This window comes from Caballeronia sp. INML3B (assembly GCF_023631305.1).
In the GTDB taxonomy this organism is placed as follows: domain Bacteria; phylum Pseudomonadota; class Gammaproteobacteria; order Burkholderiales; family Burkholderiaceae; genus Caballeronia; species Caballeronia turbans.
The window spans coordinates 31787-48530 of the sequence record NZ_JALQDI010000001.1 but is presented as its reverse complement, the minus strand read 5'-3'; the positions used below and the strand labels follow the sequence as shown (position 1 = coordinate 48530).

Sequence of the window (16744 nt, the reverse complement as noted above, 5' to 3'; positions counted from 1 at the left end):
AGCGGCAGCAGGCACGGCGATCCCGGCACAGGCTGCCATCCACACTGGAACCAGGAGAAGCTATGAAGCACACGATGACCAAGCTGGCAGCAGCCATGACGCTCGCCGGCCTGTCGTTCGCGGGGACCGCATTTGCGCAGCAAGCCGAGGACGTGAAGGTCGGTTACGCCGGACCGCTGACCGGCGCGCAGGCGCACTACGGCAAGGACATGCAGAACGGCATCACGCTCGCTGTCGAAGATTTCAACGCCACGAAGCCGGTGATCGGCGGCAAGCCGGTTCGCATCGTGCTGAACTCGGCCGACGATCAGGCCGACCCGCGCACGGGCACGACCGTCGCACAGCGCCTCGTCGACGACGGCATCAAGGGCATGCTCGGCCACTTCAATTCGGGCACGACGATCCCGGCGTCGCGCATCTACGCGAACGCGGGCATCCCCGAAATCGCGATGGCGACGGCGCCCGAGTACACGACGCAAGGCTTCAAGACGGCCTTCCGCATGATGACCTCCGACACGCAGCAAGGCTCGGTCGCGGGCGAGTTCGCGGTGAAGAACCTGAAGGTCAAGAAGATCGCGATCGTCGATGACCGCACGGCATATGGCCAGGGTCTCGCCGACCAGTTCGAGAAGGCGGCGAAGGCGGCCGGTGGCACGATCGTCGACCGTGAATTCACGAACGACAAGGCTGTCGACTTCAAGGCGATTCTGACCAAGATCAAGTCGATGAACCCGGACCTCGTGTACTACGGCGGCGCGGATTCGCAAGCCGGCCCGATGGTCAAGCAGATGAAGACGCTCGGCTTCCGCGCACCGCTGATGGCGGGCGAAATGGTGAAGACCGACACGTTCGTCAAGATCGCGGGTGACGCGGCCGAGGGCACGGTGGCATCGCTCGCCGGCCTGCCGATGAACGAAATGCCGGGCGGCGCCGAATACGAAGCGAAGTACAAGAAGCGCTTCAACGAAGACGTGCAGACCTACTCGCCGTACGCCTACGACGGCGCGATGGCGATGTTCAACGCGATGAAGGCGGCCAACTCGACGGACCCGGCGAAGTACCTGCCGTTCCTCGCGAAGACCGACATGCAGGGCGTGACGGCGAAGCACCTCTCGTACGACTCGAAGGGCGACCTGAAGAACGGCGGTATTACGCTGTACAAGGTCGTTGGCGGGAAGTGGACGACGTTGCAGAGCGTGGGCGGGAAGTAAGCGCTCGCGGTCGAGCCAGAAGAAAGCCTCGTGATTCAGGTCACGAGGCTTTTTTGTTTTCCGCGCCGCGCTTATCCCCCGTCACCATCGCTCGGACAAGATTCTCCCGCGTCCACACGCTCATCAGCACCGCGGCCGCGACATGCACGCAAACGCAGACCTCGATCGCAACGGACAGCCACGCATGAACCTCCTGCGGCCAGTCCTCGCCCCAGAACGCATCGAGCCTCATGATCCAGCCGGACACCGCGAGCGCCAGGATGAGCAACCAGAGAAAGAGCGCCATCAACCCGCCGAGCGGATTGTGTGAAACATGGCGCACCGGCTTGCCCTTCGCAAGCGATTGCAGATAGTCGAAGAGATGCGAACGCGTCGGCCACCACGCTGAAAATCGCGCGTGACGCGATCCGATGAAACCCCACACGATGCGCGCGACAACGAGCCCGGCCGCGACATATCCGAGCATGCGATGCGTGGAATCCGTCGGCCCGAACAGATTCCACAAGACGATGCCTGCGACGGCCCAATGCGTGAGCCGCACCCACGCGTCCCAGACTCGCACGCGTGCCACGGACATGACGCTTACTCGACTTCCGACTTCACGACAGCCAGCGTCTTCGTGTCGTAATAAATCTCGACTTTCTTGCCGTTCTTGTCGTGGCCGTAAATCTCGTAGCAGTTGCCATCGACCTTGAATTTGCGAATCTTGTAGCCTTGCGCTTCGAGTTGCGCCTTGGCATCCGATTCCTTCATCCATTCGCTTTTCGGATGCGCGGTGCAATCAGCCTTCGCGAAGGCCGCGCCCGAAAAGCACAATGCCAATGACAACGCCAGAATCTTAAGCATCGCTAACTCCCAGTGTTTTTGAACTGGCTACTCTACTGCCACCGGGAGTGCGCTGCAAGAAGATTGAAAGTTTGTCTCTTACCGCTGTCCTTGCTGGCGAATTTGTTCGAGTGTCGCGCCCGGCGTGCTCTGTTCTTGCGGAATGCGGATCTCGATCACCGCGGGCAAGCCGGAATTTCGCGCGCGTTCGAATGCCGGCATGAACTGGTCCGTCGTTTCGACGAGTTCCCCATGCGCGCCGAACGCGCGCGCATACGCGGCGAAGTCCGGATTCGTGAGCCCCGTCCCATGCACGCGATTCGGATAATGCCGCTCCTGATGCATGCGGATCGTTCCGTACTGCGCGTTGTTCACGACGATGAAAATCACCGGCAATTCATATTGCATCGCTGTGGCGATTTCATGACTCGACATCATGAAGCAGCCGTCGCCTGCGAACGCGATCACCGTGCGTTCCGGATACAGCGACTTCGCGGCGATCGCGGCGGGCACGCCGTAACCCATCGCCCCGCTCGTCGGCGCGCACTGCGACCGGAAATGCCGATATGAATAGTGCCGATGCAGCCACGTCGCGTAATTTCCCGCGCCGTTCGTGAGGATCGAATCGGCGGGAATCGTTTCGGCGAGCTGGCGCATGATTTCGCCGAGCTGGACATCGCCAAGCATCGGGCGCGGCTTGCGCCATTCGAGATACGCGGCGTGCGCGGCTTCGGCCTCGCCATGCCACGCGATGTTCGCGGGCGGCGTCAGCGCCGCGAGCATCGACGCGATTTCCGGCATGCCCGAGACGATCGGAAGATCGGCGCTGTAGACGCGCCCGAGCTCCTCCGCGCCCTGATGCACGTGAATGAGCGTCTGCTTCGTCTTCGGGATGTCGAGCAGTGTGTAGCCGCCCGTCGTCGATTCGCCCATGCGCGGGCCGAGCACGAAGAGCACGTCGGCATCGCGCACGCGCGCGGCGAGTGCCGGATTGATGCCGAGGCCGACATCGCCGGCATAGTTCGGATGCTCGTTCGAGAGCGTGTCCTGATAGCGGAATGCGCAGCCCACCGGCAACTGCCATTGCTCGACGAAGCGTGCGAAGTCCTGCGTCGCCTCGAGCGTCCAGCCGCTGCCGCCCGCGATCACGAACGGCTTCTTCGCCTGGGCAAGCAACTCGCGCAACCGCTCGATTTGCGCCGCCGACGGCGATGCCGCCACGCGCTGATAACGCGGCGCCGGCGGCACGGCTGCGACCGTTTCCGTCAGCATGTCTTCCGGCAGCGCGAGCACGACCGGCCCCGGACGGCCCGACGTCGCGGTGTGGAACGCGTGGCTCATGTATTCCGGCACGCGGCGCGGATCGTCGATCTGCGCGACCCATTTCGCCATCTGCCCGAACATCCGGCGATAGTCGATTTCCTGAAACGCCTCGCGGTCCATGTGTTCCCGCGCGCATTGGCCGATGAGCAGGATCATCGGCGTCGAATCCTGAAACGCGGTGTGCACGCCGATCGACGCGTGCGTCGCGCCCGGCCCGCGCGTGACGATCGCGACGCCCGGCTTGCCCGTCAGCTTGCCGACCGCCTCGGCCATGTTCGCCGCGCCCGCCTCGTGGCGGCAGACGATCGTCTGAATGTGCGAGGTCTCGTCGTGCAGGGAATCGAGCACGGCGAGAAAGCTCTCGCCGGGCACGCAGAACACGCGCTCGACGCCGTGATGCACGAGCGCATCGACGACGAGACGCGCGCCGGTGGTTTGACTTTCGGGAAAAACGGACTGCGCGGAGGGGACAGCGGACGCCATGCGAAGAAGTCTCCTGTGAGTGTCCGGACGCTCGTACAGGCGAGCCGGACGGTGAGCGAACTGCCCTAAAGCTTACGCCGTCGGGCGAGCGTTCGGACAGAAGCAAAGCGGAATCTTTTTCCGGCGCGCGCAACCTTCGCGCGCCCGGCGCCGCATTTCCATCAGCCGAAATACCCCTTTTTCTCACCCTTTATCCAGCGATGGACGAAGGGTGAAGTTCGCAATAATGGCCTCACTGAAAAGCGGACACGGCAATGAGCCAAGTGGGTCCGCTTGCTAAAGATCGCAGTTACACCTCATCGGGGGCAAGTTTGAATATTCGTAAATTCATTGGCGCGAACAGCCGCGACGCATTGCGCCAGGTTCGTGAAGCGCTCGGCCCCGATGCCGTGGTGTTGTCGAATCGAACGCTGGATGACGGCTCCGTCGAGATCGTCGGCGTCGCGGACAGCGATATCGCGTCGATCTCGCCGGCCGCGAAGGAACAGGCAGTGCGTTCGACGAGCACGCCGCGCGCCGCACTGGCGGCTGCGGCGGCCGCGATGCCGGCAAAACAATCCGCCGCGAATCCCTACGCGAGCGGCGACGTGTTCTCGTCGGTCTTCGGCGCGAACACCGACGCCGACGATGAAGACGAGTTCGCGCACGAACACGACGCGACGTCCGGCGAAGAAGCGCCGCGCACGATGGCCGAATCGAACCCGTGGCTGATCGAGCACGCGAAGCGCATCGCGCAGCAGGCGACGATGCCGTCGAACCGTCCGCTGACGGCGTCCGCCGCGATCGCACGCGGCATGGGCGTGCCGGTGCCGGTCGCCGCGCATGAGACGCGCGCCGACAAGATGCCGGAAGCCGGCAAGTACGCGATTCGCCAGCAAGCGCAGGCGCAGGCTCAAACGAGCCGCGTCGAGGCCGCCGGTCAGACGCGCGCTCAATCGAAGGTCGAAACGCCTGACTGGGCACGCGAGGCCGCGCAGGTCGCCGCACGCCGTGCCGCGCAGAAGATCAACGCGAGCGCGCCGCACGCCGACGCACCGGCGGCAAGCACCGCGACGGCCGCGCCCGAAGGCGCCTTCGAAGGTCTGCCGGCGAACGCGGCGGCCGTCGTGACCGAAGCGATCCGCGCGCGCATGGAGCAAGTCGTCAACGAAACGGTGATGAACGAGCTTTCGTCGATGCGCACGATGATGGAAGAGCAGTTCTCCGGTCTGCTGTGGGGCGAGCGCCAGCGCCGCAACCCGACCGGGGGCCTGCTGACCAAGCGTCTTTTCGCCGCCGGTTTTTCCGCGCAGCTCGTCCGCATGATGGTGGAGAACATGCCGGAAATGGAAAACGTGGAAGGCGCGCTCGAATGGGTGCAGCAGGTGCTCGAATCGAATATCCCGGTGATGGATAGCGAAGACGCGCTGATGGAGCGCGGCGGCGTGTTCGCGCTGATGGGCCCGACGGGCGTCGGCAAGACGACGACCACGGCGAAGCTCGCGGCGCGCTGCGTGATGCGCTTCGGCGCGAGCAAGGTCGCGCTGCTCACGACCGACAGCTACCGGATCGGCGCGCACGAGCAGTTGCGCATCTTCGGCAAGATCCTCGGCGTGTCGGTGCACGCGGTGAAGGACGCCGCCGACCTGCAGCTCGCGCTTTCCGAGCTGCGCAACAAACATATCGTGCTGATCGACACGATCGGCATGAGCCAGCGCGACCGCATGGTCTCGGACCAGATCGCGATGCTGTGCGGCGCGGGCCATCCGGTGCAGCGCATCCTGCTGCTCAACGCGACGAGCCACGGCGACACGCTCAACGAAGTCGTGCAGGCATACAAGAGCGCGGCGGATCAGCCGCCGCTCGCGGGCTGCATCCTGACCAAGCTCGACGAAGCGACGAATCTCGGCGGCGTGCTCGATACCGTCATCCGCTACAAGCTGCCGGTGCATTACGTGTCGACCGGCCAGAAGGTACCGGAGAACCTGTACGTCGCGACCAAGCGTTTCCTCATCAAGAGCGCGTTCTGCATTCCGCGCGACGGCTCGCCGTTCGTGCCGCAGGACGAAGAAGTGCCGGCGCTGCTCTCCGCACTGTCCGCGCGCGCCACGACCGAACTGCATGAGGTGCACTTTGGATAAGTTCGTGCTCGACCAGGCGGAAGGTCTGCGACGGCTGCTCACGCGCGCCGGTTCGCGCGTGGTGGCGGTGGCGGGCGGGCCGGCGGGCATCGGATGCACGTCGGCGGTGGTGAATCTCGGCGCGGCGCTGTCCGTGCACGGCAAGGATGTGCTCGTCATCGACGAGCATCGGGGCGCGGGCTCGGCGAGCCGCATGCTGGGCCTCTCCGATGCAGGCGCGCTCGCCGCTGTGATGTCGGGCCGCCGCGCGCTCGCCGATGTCGTCGAGCGCACGCCGTTCGGCTTCTCGCAGATCGCCGCGCCGCGCCACGAGCGCATCAGTCACGACGCCGCGCAGTGCCGCGCATTGCTCGATGGTCCGGCGGACATCGTTCTCATCGACGCGCAACTGGACCGTCACGGCGCACTGTCGACGCTCGCGGCGCAGGCGCATGACTTTCTCATCGTGACGCGGGTGGCCGCGTCGGCGATCACCGAGGCGTATGCGTGCATGAAGCGCCTGCACTACGCCCATGCGATCGGCCAGTTCCGCGTGCTCATCAATCACGTGCAGAACCCGGCCGACGCGGCGGTCGCGTTCGACAACCTGTCGGGCGTCGCGAGCCGGTATCTGGCCGTGTCGCTCGTGCAGGCAGGGTATGTGTCCGAGGATGCGCGCGTCGCTCGGGCGAAGGAGCTTTCACGCTGCGCAGTCGAAGCGTTCCCGGCTACGGCCGCGGCGCGCGACTACCGCGCGATCGCTGCGGAGCTCCTGCACTGGCCGATGCGCCCCGCGCCGTACATGCGCGCGGCGAACGGTCAGCCAGACGCGCGAATTCCGGTTGGCGACTCTGAACAGGGCGGGCGGGAGGCGGCGCATCGTGTGGCCGCGCTTCACGACTTTGCAATGACCAGCACGGCGTCGATGTGATCAAGATAGGTGACCAAGATGTATAACGCCCAAGGCAAACTCTCACAGTCGGACGTCCTGACGAAATATGCGCCGCTCGTTCGCCGACTGGGGCTTCAGCTCGTCGCCAAGATGCCGGCGAGCGTCGATCTCGACGATCTCATCCAGGCCGGCATGATCGGACTCATGGACGCGGCGAGCCGCTACAAGGAAGATCAGGGCGCGCAATTCGAAACCTACGCGAGCCAGCGCATTCGCGGCGCGATGCTCGACGAGCTGCGCGCGAACGACTGGCTGCCGCGCAGCATGCGCAAGACGTCGCGCGAAGTGGAATCGGCGGTGCACAAGGTCGAGCAGAACCTCGGCCGCTCCGCGAGCGAGACGGAGATCGCCGAGCACATGAACATGCCGCTCGACGAATATCAGTCGATGCTCCAGGATCTGCACGGCAGCCAGCTGATCTACTACGAAGACTTCGACCGCTCCGCCGACGACGAGCCGTTCCTCGACCGCTATTGCGTCGATCGCTCGGACCCGCTTTCGGCGCTGCTCGACGACAGCCTGCGCGGTGCGTTGATCGAAGCGATCGACAAGCTGCCCGAGCGCGAGAAGCTGCTGATGAGCCTCTACTACGAACGCGGTCTGAACCTGCGCGAAATCGGCGCGGTGATGGAAGTCAGCGAATCGCGTGTGTGCCAGTTGCACAGCCAGGCGGTCGCGCGTCTGCGCACGAAGCTGCGCGAGCAGGCGTGGACGAGCGTCGAGGCGTGATCCGGCCTTGAGCCGGGGTGCCCGCCTGCATGCGGGCACGTCGATCAATTCGCTTCGAAGTCGCGCGTTTCGGCGAAGACGGTTTTCCCTTCGCCGAGACTTTTTGCGCGATACATCGCGCGGTCGGCGGCGCGCAGCACGGCGGTGATGCCGGATTGTTGCGCGGCCGTCGCGCTGGAAAGCAGACACGCGCCGATGCTCGCCGATACCGACACCGGCCGCTCCTGCACCGAGGTCATCGCGCCGAGCACCGAGTGAATGCTGTCGGCCACCGACAGCACCGCCGCGCGATCGCGTACCTGATGCGCGAGCACGACGAACTCGTCGCCGCCCAGACGCGCGATCGTGTCCGTCTTGCGCATGCGCTTCGCGAGCGATTGCGCGAAGGCTTGCAGCAGCATGTCGCCGACGGCGTGACCGTAGGTATCGTTCACTTCCTTGAAGCCGTCGAGGTCGATGAGGAGGAGCGCGGCGGCGTGGTCGCCATCGGCATCGCGCGTGCTCATCGCGCGATCGACGACCCGCTCGAGCGCGTATCGGTTGGACAGACCGGTGAGCGGATCGGTCGATGCCTGACGTGCGAGATCGCGATTCGCGTTGCCGAGCCGATCGACGAGCACGCTCAAATACACCGATGCGCCCAGCACGCTCAAGCCCAGCCCGATCGCGGCGGGAAGATTGGCGCGCCACCACGGCTGCCAGATACCGAGCGCGATCACGATGATGAGCGCCGTCGCGCACGACACGGCGAGCGTGCGCTTGCCGTATCGGCATCCCGAGCCGATCAGAAACCAGAACATCACCCAGATGAGCGGCAGCGCGATCGCACCGCCCGCCGCGAGCGCGAGCCCGAGCAGGGTTTGATCGGCGATGGTCGTGACGGTGAGACGCTTCTCCGAAGGCGAACTCATGCGGCTCACGATCAGGAGCGTCACCGCGCCGTAAGACACATAGAGCGCGACGAGGCGTGCAACCAGCAGTGCATCGTATGAAGGGCGTAGCCAGGCGAAGACGCCGTAGGCCAGAAGAACCGCCGCTCCCATCCAGACCCGCAGCGTGGCCTGCTCGCGTTCGGGATTCCGGTGTTCGGACCATGCGAAGGCATAAGTCCGGCGTGCCGGTTGATGCGCCTGCTCCATACTGAACCCCTGGATGGTGATTTCTTTCTTTTATCTTGCTGTCATGTACTGCGGCCCCGTCGCGTGGCATCGGCTGGATGGAGTGGCATCGAATTGCGCCGAGCGAGCGATCCGCTATTTTGCAACGTTTTGTGAAGACGCTGTGTTTCGTGTAATAACGGCTTTCGGACTTCTATTTCTGATTCACTGTGATGCGCGACGAATCTCTTTCTCTGGCTGGCGAATGGCTGCCGGTTTGCAATAGCGAAGACGTTCCCGAAGGCGGTGCGCGCGGGTTCGTCGTCGCCGATGAGCGGATCGTCGTGTGGCGTGACAGTGTCGGCGCGGCGCATGTGTGGCGCGATTACTGTCCGCATCGGGGCGCGCAGTTGTCGCTCGGACATGTGATGCGCGATCAGATCGTGTGCCCTTATCACGGCTGGCGTTACGACATCGAAGGGCAGTGTCTGCACATTCCGTCGAATCCGTCGCTGCGTCCTTCGAAGCGTGCCTGCGCGACGACCTTCGTCAGCGAGGAGAAGTACGGCGTCGTGTGGATGTGCTTGAGCGAAGCGGCTTACGCGCTCGATTTCTTTCCCGAAGCCGCGATTCCCGGGGGGCGGCGCATCAATCTCGCGCCGCAGACTGTGAGGTCGTCGGCGCCGCGCGTCGTCGAGAATTTTCTCGATATGGCGCACTTTTCGTTCGTGCATGTGGGGATTCTGGGCGAAGAGACGCATACGGAAGTGCCGGACTATGAAGTCGTGCGGACTTCAGATGGCGGACTCGAAGCGCGGCAGTGTCGATACTGGCAGCCCGCGGGGATTCCGGGGCAGGGCGGCGGCGCGATGATCGACTATGTGTATCGCGTCAAGCGGCCGTTGATCGCGAGTCTCACGAAAATGGCATCGGGCGGGCAGGGCGCGCTGCATATCATGCTGGCGGCGTCGCCGGTGACGCAGACGGAGACGCGCGCGTGGCTCGTGTCGATTCATGAGGACGACACGACGCATTCCGATCAGGCGCTCTACGACTTCAATATGGAGATCCTGATGCAGGACACGCCGATCGTCGAGTCGCAATGGCCTCGGCGTCTGCCGCTCGATCTCGATGCGGAGCTGCATCAGCGGTGTGATCGGATGGCGGTGGCGTATCGGAGGTGGTTGGCGGGGATGGGGTTTGGGTGGGGGACGATGGTGGGCGAATCGGGAGCGTTTTCCGGCGAGCGCTAGTTCAGCCGGGCCGGCGGAATCGCGGACAGAAACAACCAACGAACGACAACCGGATCGAGGGGGAATTCATTGGCGCGCCCGGCTGGGATCGAACCAGCAACCCCTGCCTTCGGAGGGCAGTACTCTATCCATTGAGCTACGGGCGCATCGGAGAAAGGCCTTGCGTGAGGGAGCGCCCGAAAACAAAAGGCGCCTACAAGGCCCATGCGAATCCGAGAGAATACCTGTTTTCCATGACTTCGTCCATCGCACGGGCCTGGACGCATCGCGCGAAGCATCACACGATTCGGGTAAACGCCCGCACCGCCGCCCCGGCCACCTCGCGCCGACAGTTAAGCGTTCCGTCTATAATCGACCGTGCCTTTCCCCAAGGCCCGCGCAAGCGCAATGCGGTAGCTGTCACGCTGTCACTGAACCGACTCACACCAAAAAACGGGAGACGAGACAAGCATGAGCGAAGCACCCCACGGAGCCCCGATCAAGACACCCGGCCAACTCATCGCCGCGGTCATCGCGGGATTCGGCATCCCGGTCGCCATCATCATTCTGCTCGCGGTGTATGTGAACAACTCGACGCGTACCGGCGCGGGCACGGACATCGAGCAGTCGGTGAAGGAGCGCATCGCGCCCGCCGCGCAGGTCGATATCCGCGATGCCAACGCACCGCGCGTCTACAAGACCGGCGAAGAAGTTTTCAAGGCCGTCTGCTCGGCCTGTCACGCAGCGGGCACCGCTGGCGCACCGAAGTTCGGCGATGCCGGCGCGTGGGCCCCGCGCATCGGCGAAGGCTACGACACGCTCCTGCACAACGCGCTCAACGGCAAGGGCGCGATGCCCGCACGCGGCGGCGCCAGCCCCGACGATTACAGCGACTTCGAAATTGCGCGCGCGGTTGTCTATATGGCGAACGGCAGCGGCGGCAAACTGGCCGAACCGGCGCAACCCGCGTCGGGCGCAGCGGCGAGCGCGGGCGCATCAGGTGCGGCAGCGGCTTCGGGCGCGGCGGCTCCGGCGGGAGCGAGCGCGAATGAGAACGCGCAGGCGGCGGCAGCCGTCGCGGCGCTGGCATCGGTGCCGCAGGCTGCATCGGCGGCGCCGGCGGCCGGCGGTCAAAGCGCGGATGCCGCGCAGGCCGGCAAGGCACTCTACGAGCAAGTCTGCCAGGCGTGTCACGCGGCCGGCGTGCTCAACGCGCCGAAGTTCGGCGACAAGGCCGCATGGGCGCCGCGCCTGAAGGAGCCGATGGACACCGTCTATAACTACGCGCTGCACGGCAAAGGCGCGATGCCGCCGAAGGGCGGATCGAACGCGCCGGATGCGGACGTGAAGGCGGCCGTCGATTACATGGTGAACGCGGCGAAGTAACCTTCCCGAGTGCAATGAGAAAAACCCTGCGTCTTGCGGCGCAGGGTTTTTTGTTTGGAGCACGAAGAAGGCATCAAGGTTTCTGCAGCATCGCCTTGAGCATCGCCATACGATCCTTCGGCGACAGCGGCTTTTCCTCGGCGGTCGGTGGCGGCGCATCGTCGAGCAGCATCTCGGGGATGAAGCGCGAGGGCTCGCACACCACCGTCTCCCGCGCGCGCTTTCTCTTCTTGCACCAGTTCAGATGCAGACTGCGCTGCGCGCGCGTGATCGCGACATACATCAGCCGGCGCTCTTCCTCGATGCGCGAATCGTCGATGGGCGCGTCGTCGTCCGAGCTGCCGCGATGCGGCATGATCCCTTCTTCGACGCCCACCAGAAACACGTGCGGATACTCCAGTCCCTTCGACGCATGCACCGTCGACAACCGCACCGCATCCGGATCTTCCTCCTTGCCTTCGAGCATCGACATCAGCGCGACGGTCTGGATCAGGCCGAGCAGGTTCTTGCCTTCATCGGCGAACCCGTCGGCGGTGTCGTAGCCTGTCTGCTCCGTTCCCGGCGCGGCTTCGGGCTTCGTGCCCTTGCGCTTGAGCCATTCGAGAAACTCGAGCACGTTCTGCCATTTCGACTGCGCCTGGCGCTCGTCGTACGCATCGTAGAGATACGACTCGTAGTGGATGGCTTCCATCATGTCGTCGAGCACTTCGGTCGCGGGATCGCGCGCCGCCCGGTCCGACAGCCGGCGAATCCATTCGCAGAAGGTGCGTAGCGGCTCGACCTGCCGCGCAGACAGACGCGCCTCGATGCCGCCCATGAACACCGCCTCGAAGAGCGACACCTTCGCCGCGCCCGCGAACGCGCCGAGCGCTTCGAGCGTGGTATTGCCGACGCCTCGCCGCGGAGTCGTGATCGCGCGAATGAACGCGGGATCGTCGTCGGGATTGGCGATCAGGCGCAGATACGCGATGAGATCCTTGATCTCCGCCTTGTCGAAAAACGACTGCCCGCCCGACAGCACATAAGGAATGCGCTCGCGCCGCAGCACTTGCTCGAAGATGCGCGCCTGAAAATTGCCGCGATAAAGAATCGCGTAGTCGCGGAACTGCGTGCGCCGCTCGAACTTGTGCGCCGAGAGCCGGAACACGACGGATTCCGCCTCGTGCTCCTCGTCGTTGCAGCCGGTGACGGTGATCGTGTCGCCCATGCCGTGCTCGGACCACAGTTTCTTTTCGAACAGCTTCGGATTGTTCGCGATGACATTGTTCGCCGCCGTCAGGATGCGCACCGTCGAGCGATAGTTCTGCTCCAGCTTGACGACGTGCAGCTTCGGAAAATCCTTGCCGAGCTGCGCGAGGTTTTCGAGCGTTGCGCCGCGCCAGCCGTAGATGGCCTGATCGTCGTCGCCGACCGCCGTGAACGCCGCGCGCGGGCCGGCGAGCTGCTTCAGCAATTCGTACTGACAGGCGTTGGTGTCCTGATACTCGTCGATCAGCAGATAACGCAGGCGGTTCTGCCACTTGTCGCGCACCTGCTCGTTCTCGGCGAAAAGCTGCGCGGGACGCAGGATCAGATCGTCGAAATCGAGCGCCTGATACGCGTGCAGCGTCGCCGCATAGCTGCGATACACGATCGCCGCCTGGTGCTCGTCGTCGTTGCTCGCGAGCACGGACGCCTGATCCGGCGACACCATCGCGTTCTTCCACAGCGAGATGATCGACTGGATCTTGCGGATCAGACCCTTGTCGGTCGTGCCGAGTTGTTCCTGGACCATGCCGAAACAGTCGTCCGAATCCATGATCGAGAACTGCGGCTTCAGCCCGACGTGCTCCGCTTCCTGCCGCATGATCTGCACGCCGAGCGAGTGGAAGGTGCAGATCGTCAATTGATTGACGGGAATCTTGCGGCCTTCCTTGCCGGGCGTCGTGAGCGTCTTGCCTTCGAGCAGCTTCGCGGTGCGCTCGCGCATTTCGAGCGCCGCCTTGTTCGTGAACGTGAGCGCGGCGATGTGCTTCGGCTCGAAGCCGCGTCCTTCGATCAGATGCGCGATCTTCTGTGTGATCACGCGCGTCTTGCCGCTGCCCGCGCCGGCGAGCACGAGACAGGGACCATCGAGATAGCGCACGGCTTCGCTTTGCGCGGCGTTGAGACCAGCGGACATCGTATTGGGCTTCTGGAGTTTGGGGCGCGCTTGCTGAAACCCGCGCGCGGAGGAGAGCGCGATGTTAACACGATAGCGGCGGCGCGGTTCCGGCCCTCGTTCGTGCCACAATATCCGATCGAATTTACGACAGGACGATGCCCGCATGAGCACAGCACTGAAAGTCGGCGTGATGGGCTACGGCCTCGCCGGCGCGACATTTCACGCACCCGTCATCGAGCACTGCGGCCGGGCGGAAGTGACGGCCATCGCGACGAGCCAGGCCGAACGCGCGACGGCGGATTATCCGAACGCGCGGATCGTCGCGGACTTCGAGGCGCTGCTCGCCGTCGACGGGCTCGAATGTGTCGTCGTGGCGACGCCGAACGACACGCACTTCGATCTCGCGCATCGCGCGTTGTCGGCGGGCAAGCATGTGGTCGTCGACAAGCCGGTCACGCTTTCCGCGCGCGACGCCCGCACGCTCGCCGATCTCGCGAAACAGAAGGGGCTGCTTTTCGCGCCGTTTCACAACCGCCGCTGGGACGGCGATTTCATGACGGTGCGCGCGCTCGTCGAAAGCGGACGGCTTGGGCGCATCACGCATTACGAATCGCATTTCGACCGTTTTCGCCCGAAAGTGCCGCAGCGCTGGCGCGAGGAAGCGGAGCGCGGCGGCGGCCTGCTGTTCGATCTGGGGCCGCATCTGATCGATCAGGCGCTGACGCTCTTCGGCGCGCCGCAGACGGTGACGGCGTTCGTCAAGGCGCATCGCGATCACGCGCACGCGCCGGATTACGTGCATCTCGTGCTCGGCTACGACGACAAGGAAGTGATCCTGCACGCCAGCGCGCTCGCGGCGCTGGAACCGCCACGTTTCGCGATCCACGGCACGCGGGGCAGCTATGTGAAAAACGGGCTCGATACGCAGGAAGACCAGTTGCGTTCCGGCATGCGGCCCGGCAATCCGGAGTTTGCGAAGAATCCGCCGGGCGTGCTGCGCGAAGTCGATGGCGATCTCGACCTGCGTCATGAATTCGCCACGAAGGACGGCGCGTATATCGAGTTTTATCGCGCGCTGGCGGCGTCGATTCAGGACGGCAAGCCGTTTCCCATTTCGCCGCAGGACGCGGTCGATACGATGACGATCATCGAACTGGCGATTCAGAGTGACCGGGAAGGGCGGCGCGTGCCGTTTCGGCAACTCGCCTGAACATCGTTCAGCGGACGTGTTCGGTGTCCATCGAACGCGCCCGAATCCGTTTGACAAGCCCTATTCGGTCGCGTAAATTCTGCCGCACGCGTCGGGAGAGCGCGTGGTTTCGTTCATGCAGCGAAGACCGCGCCGCCGAAGGGGCATACCCGCAAACTCTCAGGCAAAAGGACCGACGGCGTCGAGGAATTCGTTTCCTCGCACTCTGGAGAGCGGCAGCGGCTTCCTCATGAAGCCAGTTGCCCACCGAAGGGGCGCGCGATGAACCGCAGCACGACCGTGCACGGTTCGCGCAATCTCTCAGGTACCGAGGACAGAGGGGTCACGCATCGCATCCGCTACGGGGCATGAGCCTTGCGCGCTGCTTTCGGCAGCACGAAGAGGCATCGGCCGAGCGAAATGTGCGCGGCGTGGCCTTTTTGTTTCGCGAACCGAGGCCCCGATGACCGAACTTCAACACACGCCCCTGCACGCCGCCCACCTCGCGCTCAACGCGCGCATGGTCGATTTCGGCGGCTGGGACATGCCCGTCAACTACGGTTCGCAGATCGACGAGCATCGCGCCGTGCGCACCGACGCCGGCATGTTCGACGTGTCGCACATGCGCGTCGTCGATTTCGAGGGCGACGCCGTCCGCGAATTCTTCAGGTACGCCATCGCCAATAACGTCGACAAGCTCACGACGCCCGGCCGTGCGCTCTACTCGTGCCTGCTCAACGGCAACGGCGGCGTGATCGACGATCTGATCGTCTACTACTTTTCCGAAACGAGTTTCCGCGTGGTCGTGAACGCGGGGACGGCGGAAAAGGACATCGCCTGGTTCGGCCAGTTGAATGCCGAAGGCGAATTCAATCTTTCCATCACGCCGCGCCGCGATCTCGCGATCATCGCCGTTCAGGGCCCGACCGCGCGCGAAAAGACCTGGCAAGTGCTGCCGGACACGCGCGCGCAAACTCAGGACATCAAGCCATTCAACGCGGCCGTTTTCCCGTCGACGCAATATGGCGAGTTGATGCTCGCGCGCACCGGCTATACCGGCGAGGACGGCTTCGAGATCGTCGTTCCGGCGACACAAGTCGAAGCGTTGTGGAACGCGCTCGCCGCCGTGGGCGTGAAGCCCGCCGGCCTCGGTGCGCGCGACACGCTGCGTCTCGAAGCCGGCATGAACCTGTACGGTCAGGACATGGACGAGACGGTTTCGCCGCTCGACGCCGGCCTCGCATGGACCGTGGATCTGAAAACGCAGCGCGATTTCGTTGGCCGCAGCGCGCTCGAGGCGCACGGCTCCAAGGCCAATTTCGTCGGGCTCGTGCTGATCAAGGAAAACGGCAAGGCGGGCGGCGTGCTGCGCGCCCATCAGAAAGTCGTCACGCCGCACGGCGACGGCGAGATCACGAGCGGCACCTTTTCGCCGTCGATGCAGGAATCCATCGCCTTCGCGCGCGTGCCGGCGGCTGTCGCCGTCGGAGACACGGTGCAGGTCGTCATCCGCGACAAGCAACTTCCGGCGCGCGTGGTAAAACTTCCGTTCGTGCGCAACGGCAAGGTTCTCGTCGAGCTGTCGTAACGCCGTCGCGCCCGTTTCCTCGAATCAAGAACCTCACGAAAGCACACGCAAGGAGCATCCAATGAGCATCCCGGCCGATCTGAAATACACCGAATCGCACGAATGGGTCCGCACCGAATCCGATGGCACGCTGACCGTCGGCATCACCGATCACGCGCAGGAAGCGCTCGGTGACATCGTCTTCGTCGAGCTGCCCGCGGCGGGCAAGACCGTGACCGCGGGCGATGCGATCGCCGTCATCGAATCGGTGAAAGCGGCATCGGACATCTACGCGCCGGTCTCGGGCGAAATCGTCGCATCGAACGACGCGCTCACGTCGGCGCCCGATCAGGTGAACGGCGCGCCGTACGAAAGCTGGCTCTTCAAGATCAAGCCGGCGGGCGACGCCGGCCTGGACAAGCTGCTCGACGCCGAAGGCTACGGCAAGTCGATCGGCGAATAACTCATCTCAATGACGATTGCGGCTCAACGGTGAGCCGCATCGCAG

14 protein-coding genes, 1 tRNA gene and 2 riboswitches are annotated in these 16744 nt (G+C 64.4%); of the genes, 9 read left to right on the top strand and 6 right to left on the bottom strand.

From position 1 onward, the window contains the following. The first annotated feature begins 62 nt into the window (after positions 1–62). A complete protein-coding gene (locus NCS58_RS00215; protein WP_061116578.1) occupies positions 63–1211 on the top strand; it encodes a branched-chain amino acid ABC transporter substrate-binding protein in 1149 nt (382 codons plus the stop codon). Positions 1212–1251: 40 nt separating this feature from the next. Here NCS58_RS00215 and NCS58_RS00210 read toward each other — a convergent pair whose 3' ends face one another. The 3 genes from NCS58_RS00210 to NCS58_RS00200 form a co-directional block, all read right to left on the bottom strand. Next, the gene (locus NCS58_RS00210) at positions 1252–1788 is read right to left on the bottom strand and encodes a cytochrome b/b6 domain-containing protein (RefSeq protein ID WP_250537566.1); all 537 of its coding nucleotides are present in this window, start codon (positions 1786–1788) and stop codon (positions 1252–1254) included. Positions 1789–1793: 5 nt separating this feature from the next. Next, positions 1794–2057: a PepSY domain-containing protein gene (locus tag NCS58_RS00205; protein ID WP_250537565.1), complete on the bottom strand. Its 264-nt coding sequence runs from the start codon at positions 2055–2057 to the stop codon at positions 1794–1796. Positions 2058–2135: 78 nt separating this feature from the next. After that, complete coding sequence (locus tag NCS58_RS00200; RefSeq protein WP_250537564.1) at positions 2136–3842, bottom strand: thiamine pyrophosphate-binding protein; 1707 nt, start codon at positions 3840–3842, stop codon at positions 2136–2138. A 311-nt stretch (positions 3843–4153) separates the two neighbouring features. On the opposite strand from NCS58_RS00200, the gene flhF reads away from it, so the two are divergent. From flhF to NCS58_RS00185, 3 genes are read left to right on the top strand one after another with little or no spacing between them, the layout of a single operon-like run. Next, entirely contained in the window at positions 4154–5962 is a 1809-nt protein-coding gene (gene flhF, locus NCS58_RS00195) for a flagellar biosynthesis protein FlhF (RefSeq protein ID WP_061116575.1), read from the top strand. Continuing rightward, a complete protein-coding gene (locus tag NCS58_RS00190; protein WP_250537563.1) occupies positions 5955–6872 on the top strand; it encodes a MinD/ParA family protein in 918 nt (305 codons plus the stop codon). Before flhF ends, NCS58_RS00190 begins: the two co-directional genes overlap by 8 nt. A gap of 18 nt (positions 6873–6890) precedes the next feature. Then, on the top strand, positions 6891–7622 hold the full coding sequence (locus NCS58_RS00185) for an RNA polymerase sigma factor FliA (RefSeq protein ID WP_061116573.1): 732 nt from the start codon (positions 6891–6893) through the stop codon (positions 7620–7622). A gap of 44 nt (positions 7623–7666) precedes the next feature. Here the strand turns inward: NCS58_RS00185 and NCS58_RS00180 are convergent, their stop codons facing one another. Continuing rightward, positions 7667–8761 (bottom strand): GGDEF domain-containing protein, encoded by a 1095-nt coding sequence (locus NCS58_RS00180; RefSeq protein WP_250477222.1) that lies wholly within the window; start codon positions 8759–8761, stop codon positions 7667–7669. Positions 8762–8952: 191 nt separating this feature from the next. Between NCS58_RS00180 and NCS58_RS00175 the strand changes: the two genes are divergently transcribed. Next, a complete protein-coding gene (locus NCS58_RS00175; RefSeq protein WP_250537562.1) occupies positions 8953–9972 on the top strand; it encodes an aromatic ring-hydroxylating dioxygenase subunit alpha in 1020 nt (339 codons plus the stop codon). A gap of 70 nt (positions 9973–10042) precedes the next feature. Here the strand turns inward: NCS58_RS00175 and NCS58_RS00170 are convergent. After that, a tRNA-Arg gene (locus tag NCS58_RS00170) sits at positions 10043–10118 on the bottom strand. Between the two features lie 304 nt (positions 10119–10422). Here NCS58_RS00170 and NCS58_RS00165 point away from each other — a divergent pair. After that, complete coding sequence (locus tag NCS58_RS00165) at positions 10423–11337, top strand: cytochrome c5 family protein (RefSeq protein ID WP_250537561.1); 915 nt, start codon at positions 10423–10425, stop codon at positions 11335–11337. 73 nt (positions 11338–11410) lie between these two features. Here the strand turns inward: NCS58_RS00165 and NCS58_RS00160 are convergent, their stop codons facing one another. Further along, positions 11411–13498, bottom strand: a complete 2088-nt coding sequence (locus NCS58_RS00160) for a UvrD-helicase domain-containing protein (RefSeq protein ID WP_250537560.1) — start codon at positions 13496–13498, stop codon at positions 11411–11413. A gap of 145 nt (positions 13499–13643) precedes the next feature. Between NCS58_RS00160 and NCS58_RS00155 the strand changes: the two genes are divergently transcribed. From NCS58_RS00155 to gcvH, 3 genes are all read left to right on the top strand, one after another. Continuing rightward, positions 13644–14690, top strand: coding sequence for an oxidoreductase (locus NCS58_RS00155; protein WP_250537559.1), 1047 nt, complete (start codon positions 13644–13646; stop codon positions 14688–14690). Positions 14691–14772: 82 nt separating this feature from the next. Further along, positions 14773–14875: riboswitch (glycine riboswitch) on the top strand. Positions 14876–14885: 10 nt separating this feature from the next. Then, positions 14886–15017, top strand: a riboswitch (glycine riboswitch). A gap of 115 nt (positions 15018–15132) precedes the next feature. Continuing rightward, positions 15133–16257, top strand: coding sequence for a glycine cleavage system aminomethyltransferase GcvT (gcvT, locus tag NCS58_RS00150; protein WP_250477217.1), 1125 nt, complete (start codon positions 15133–15135; stop codon positions 16255–16257). 61 nt (positions 16258–16318) lie between these two features. Continuing rightward, positions 16319–16699: a glycine cleavage system protein GcvH gene (gene gcvH / locus NCS58_RS00145; RefSeq protein WP_061116567.1), complete on the top strand. Its 381-nt coding sequence runs from the start codon at positions 16319–16321 to the stop codon at positions 16697–16699. Positions 16700–16744 lie beyond the last annotated feature (45 nt).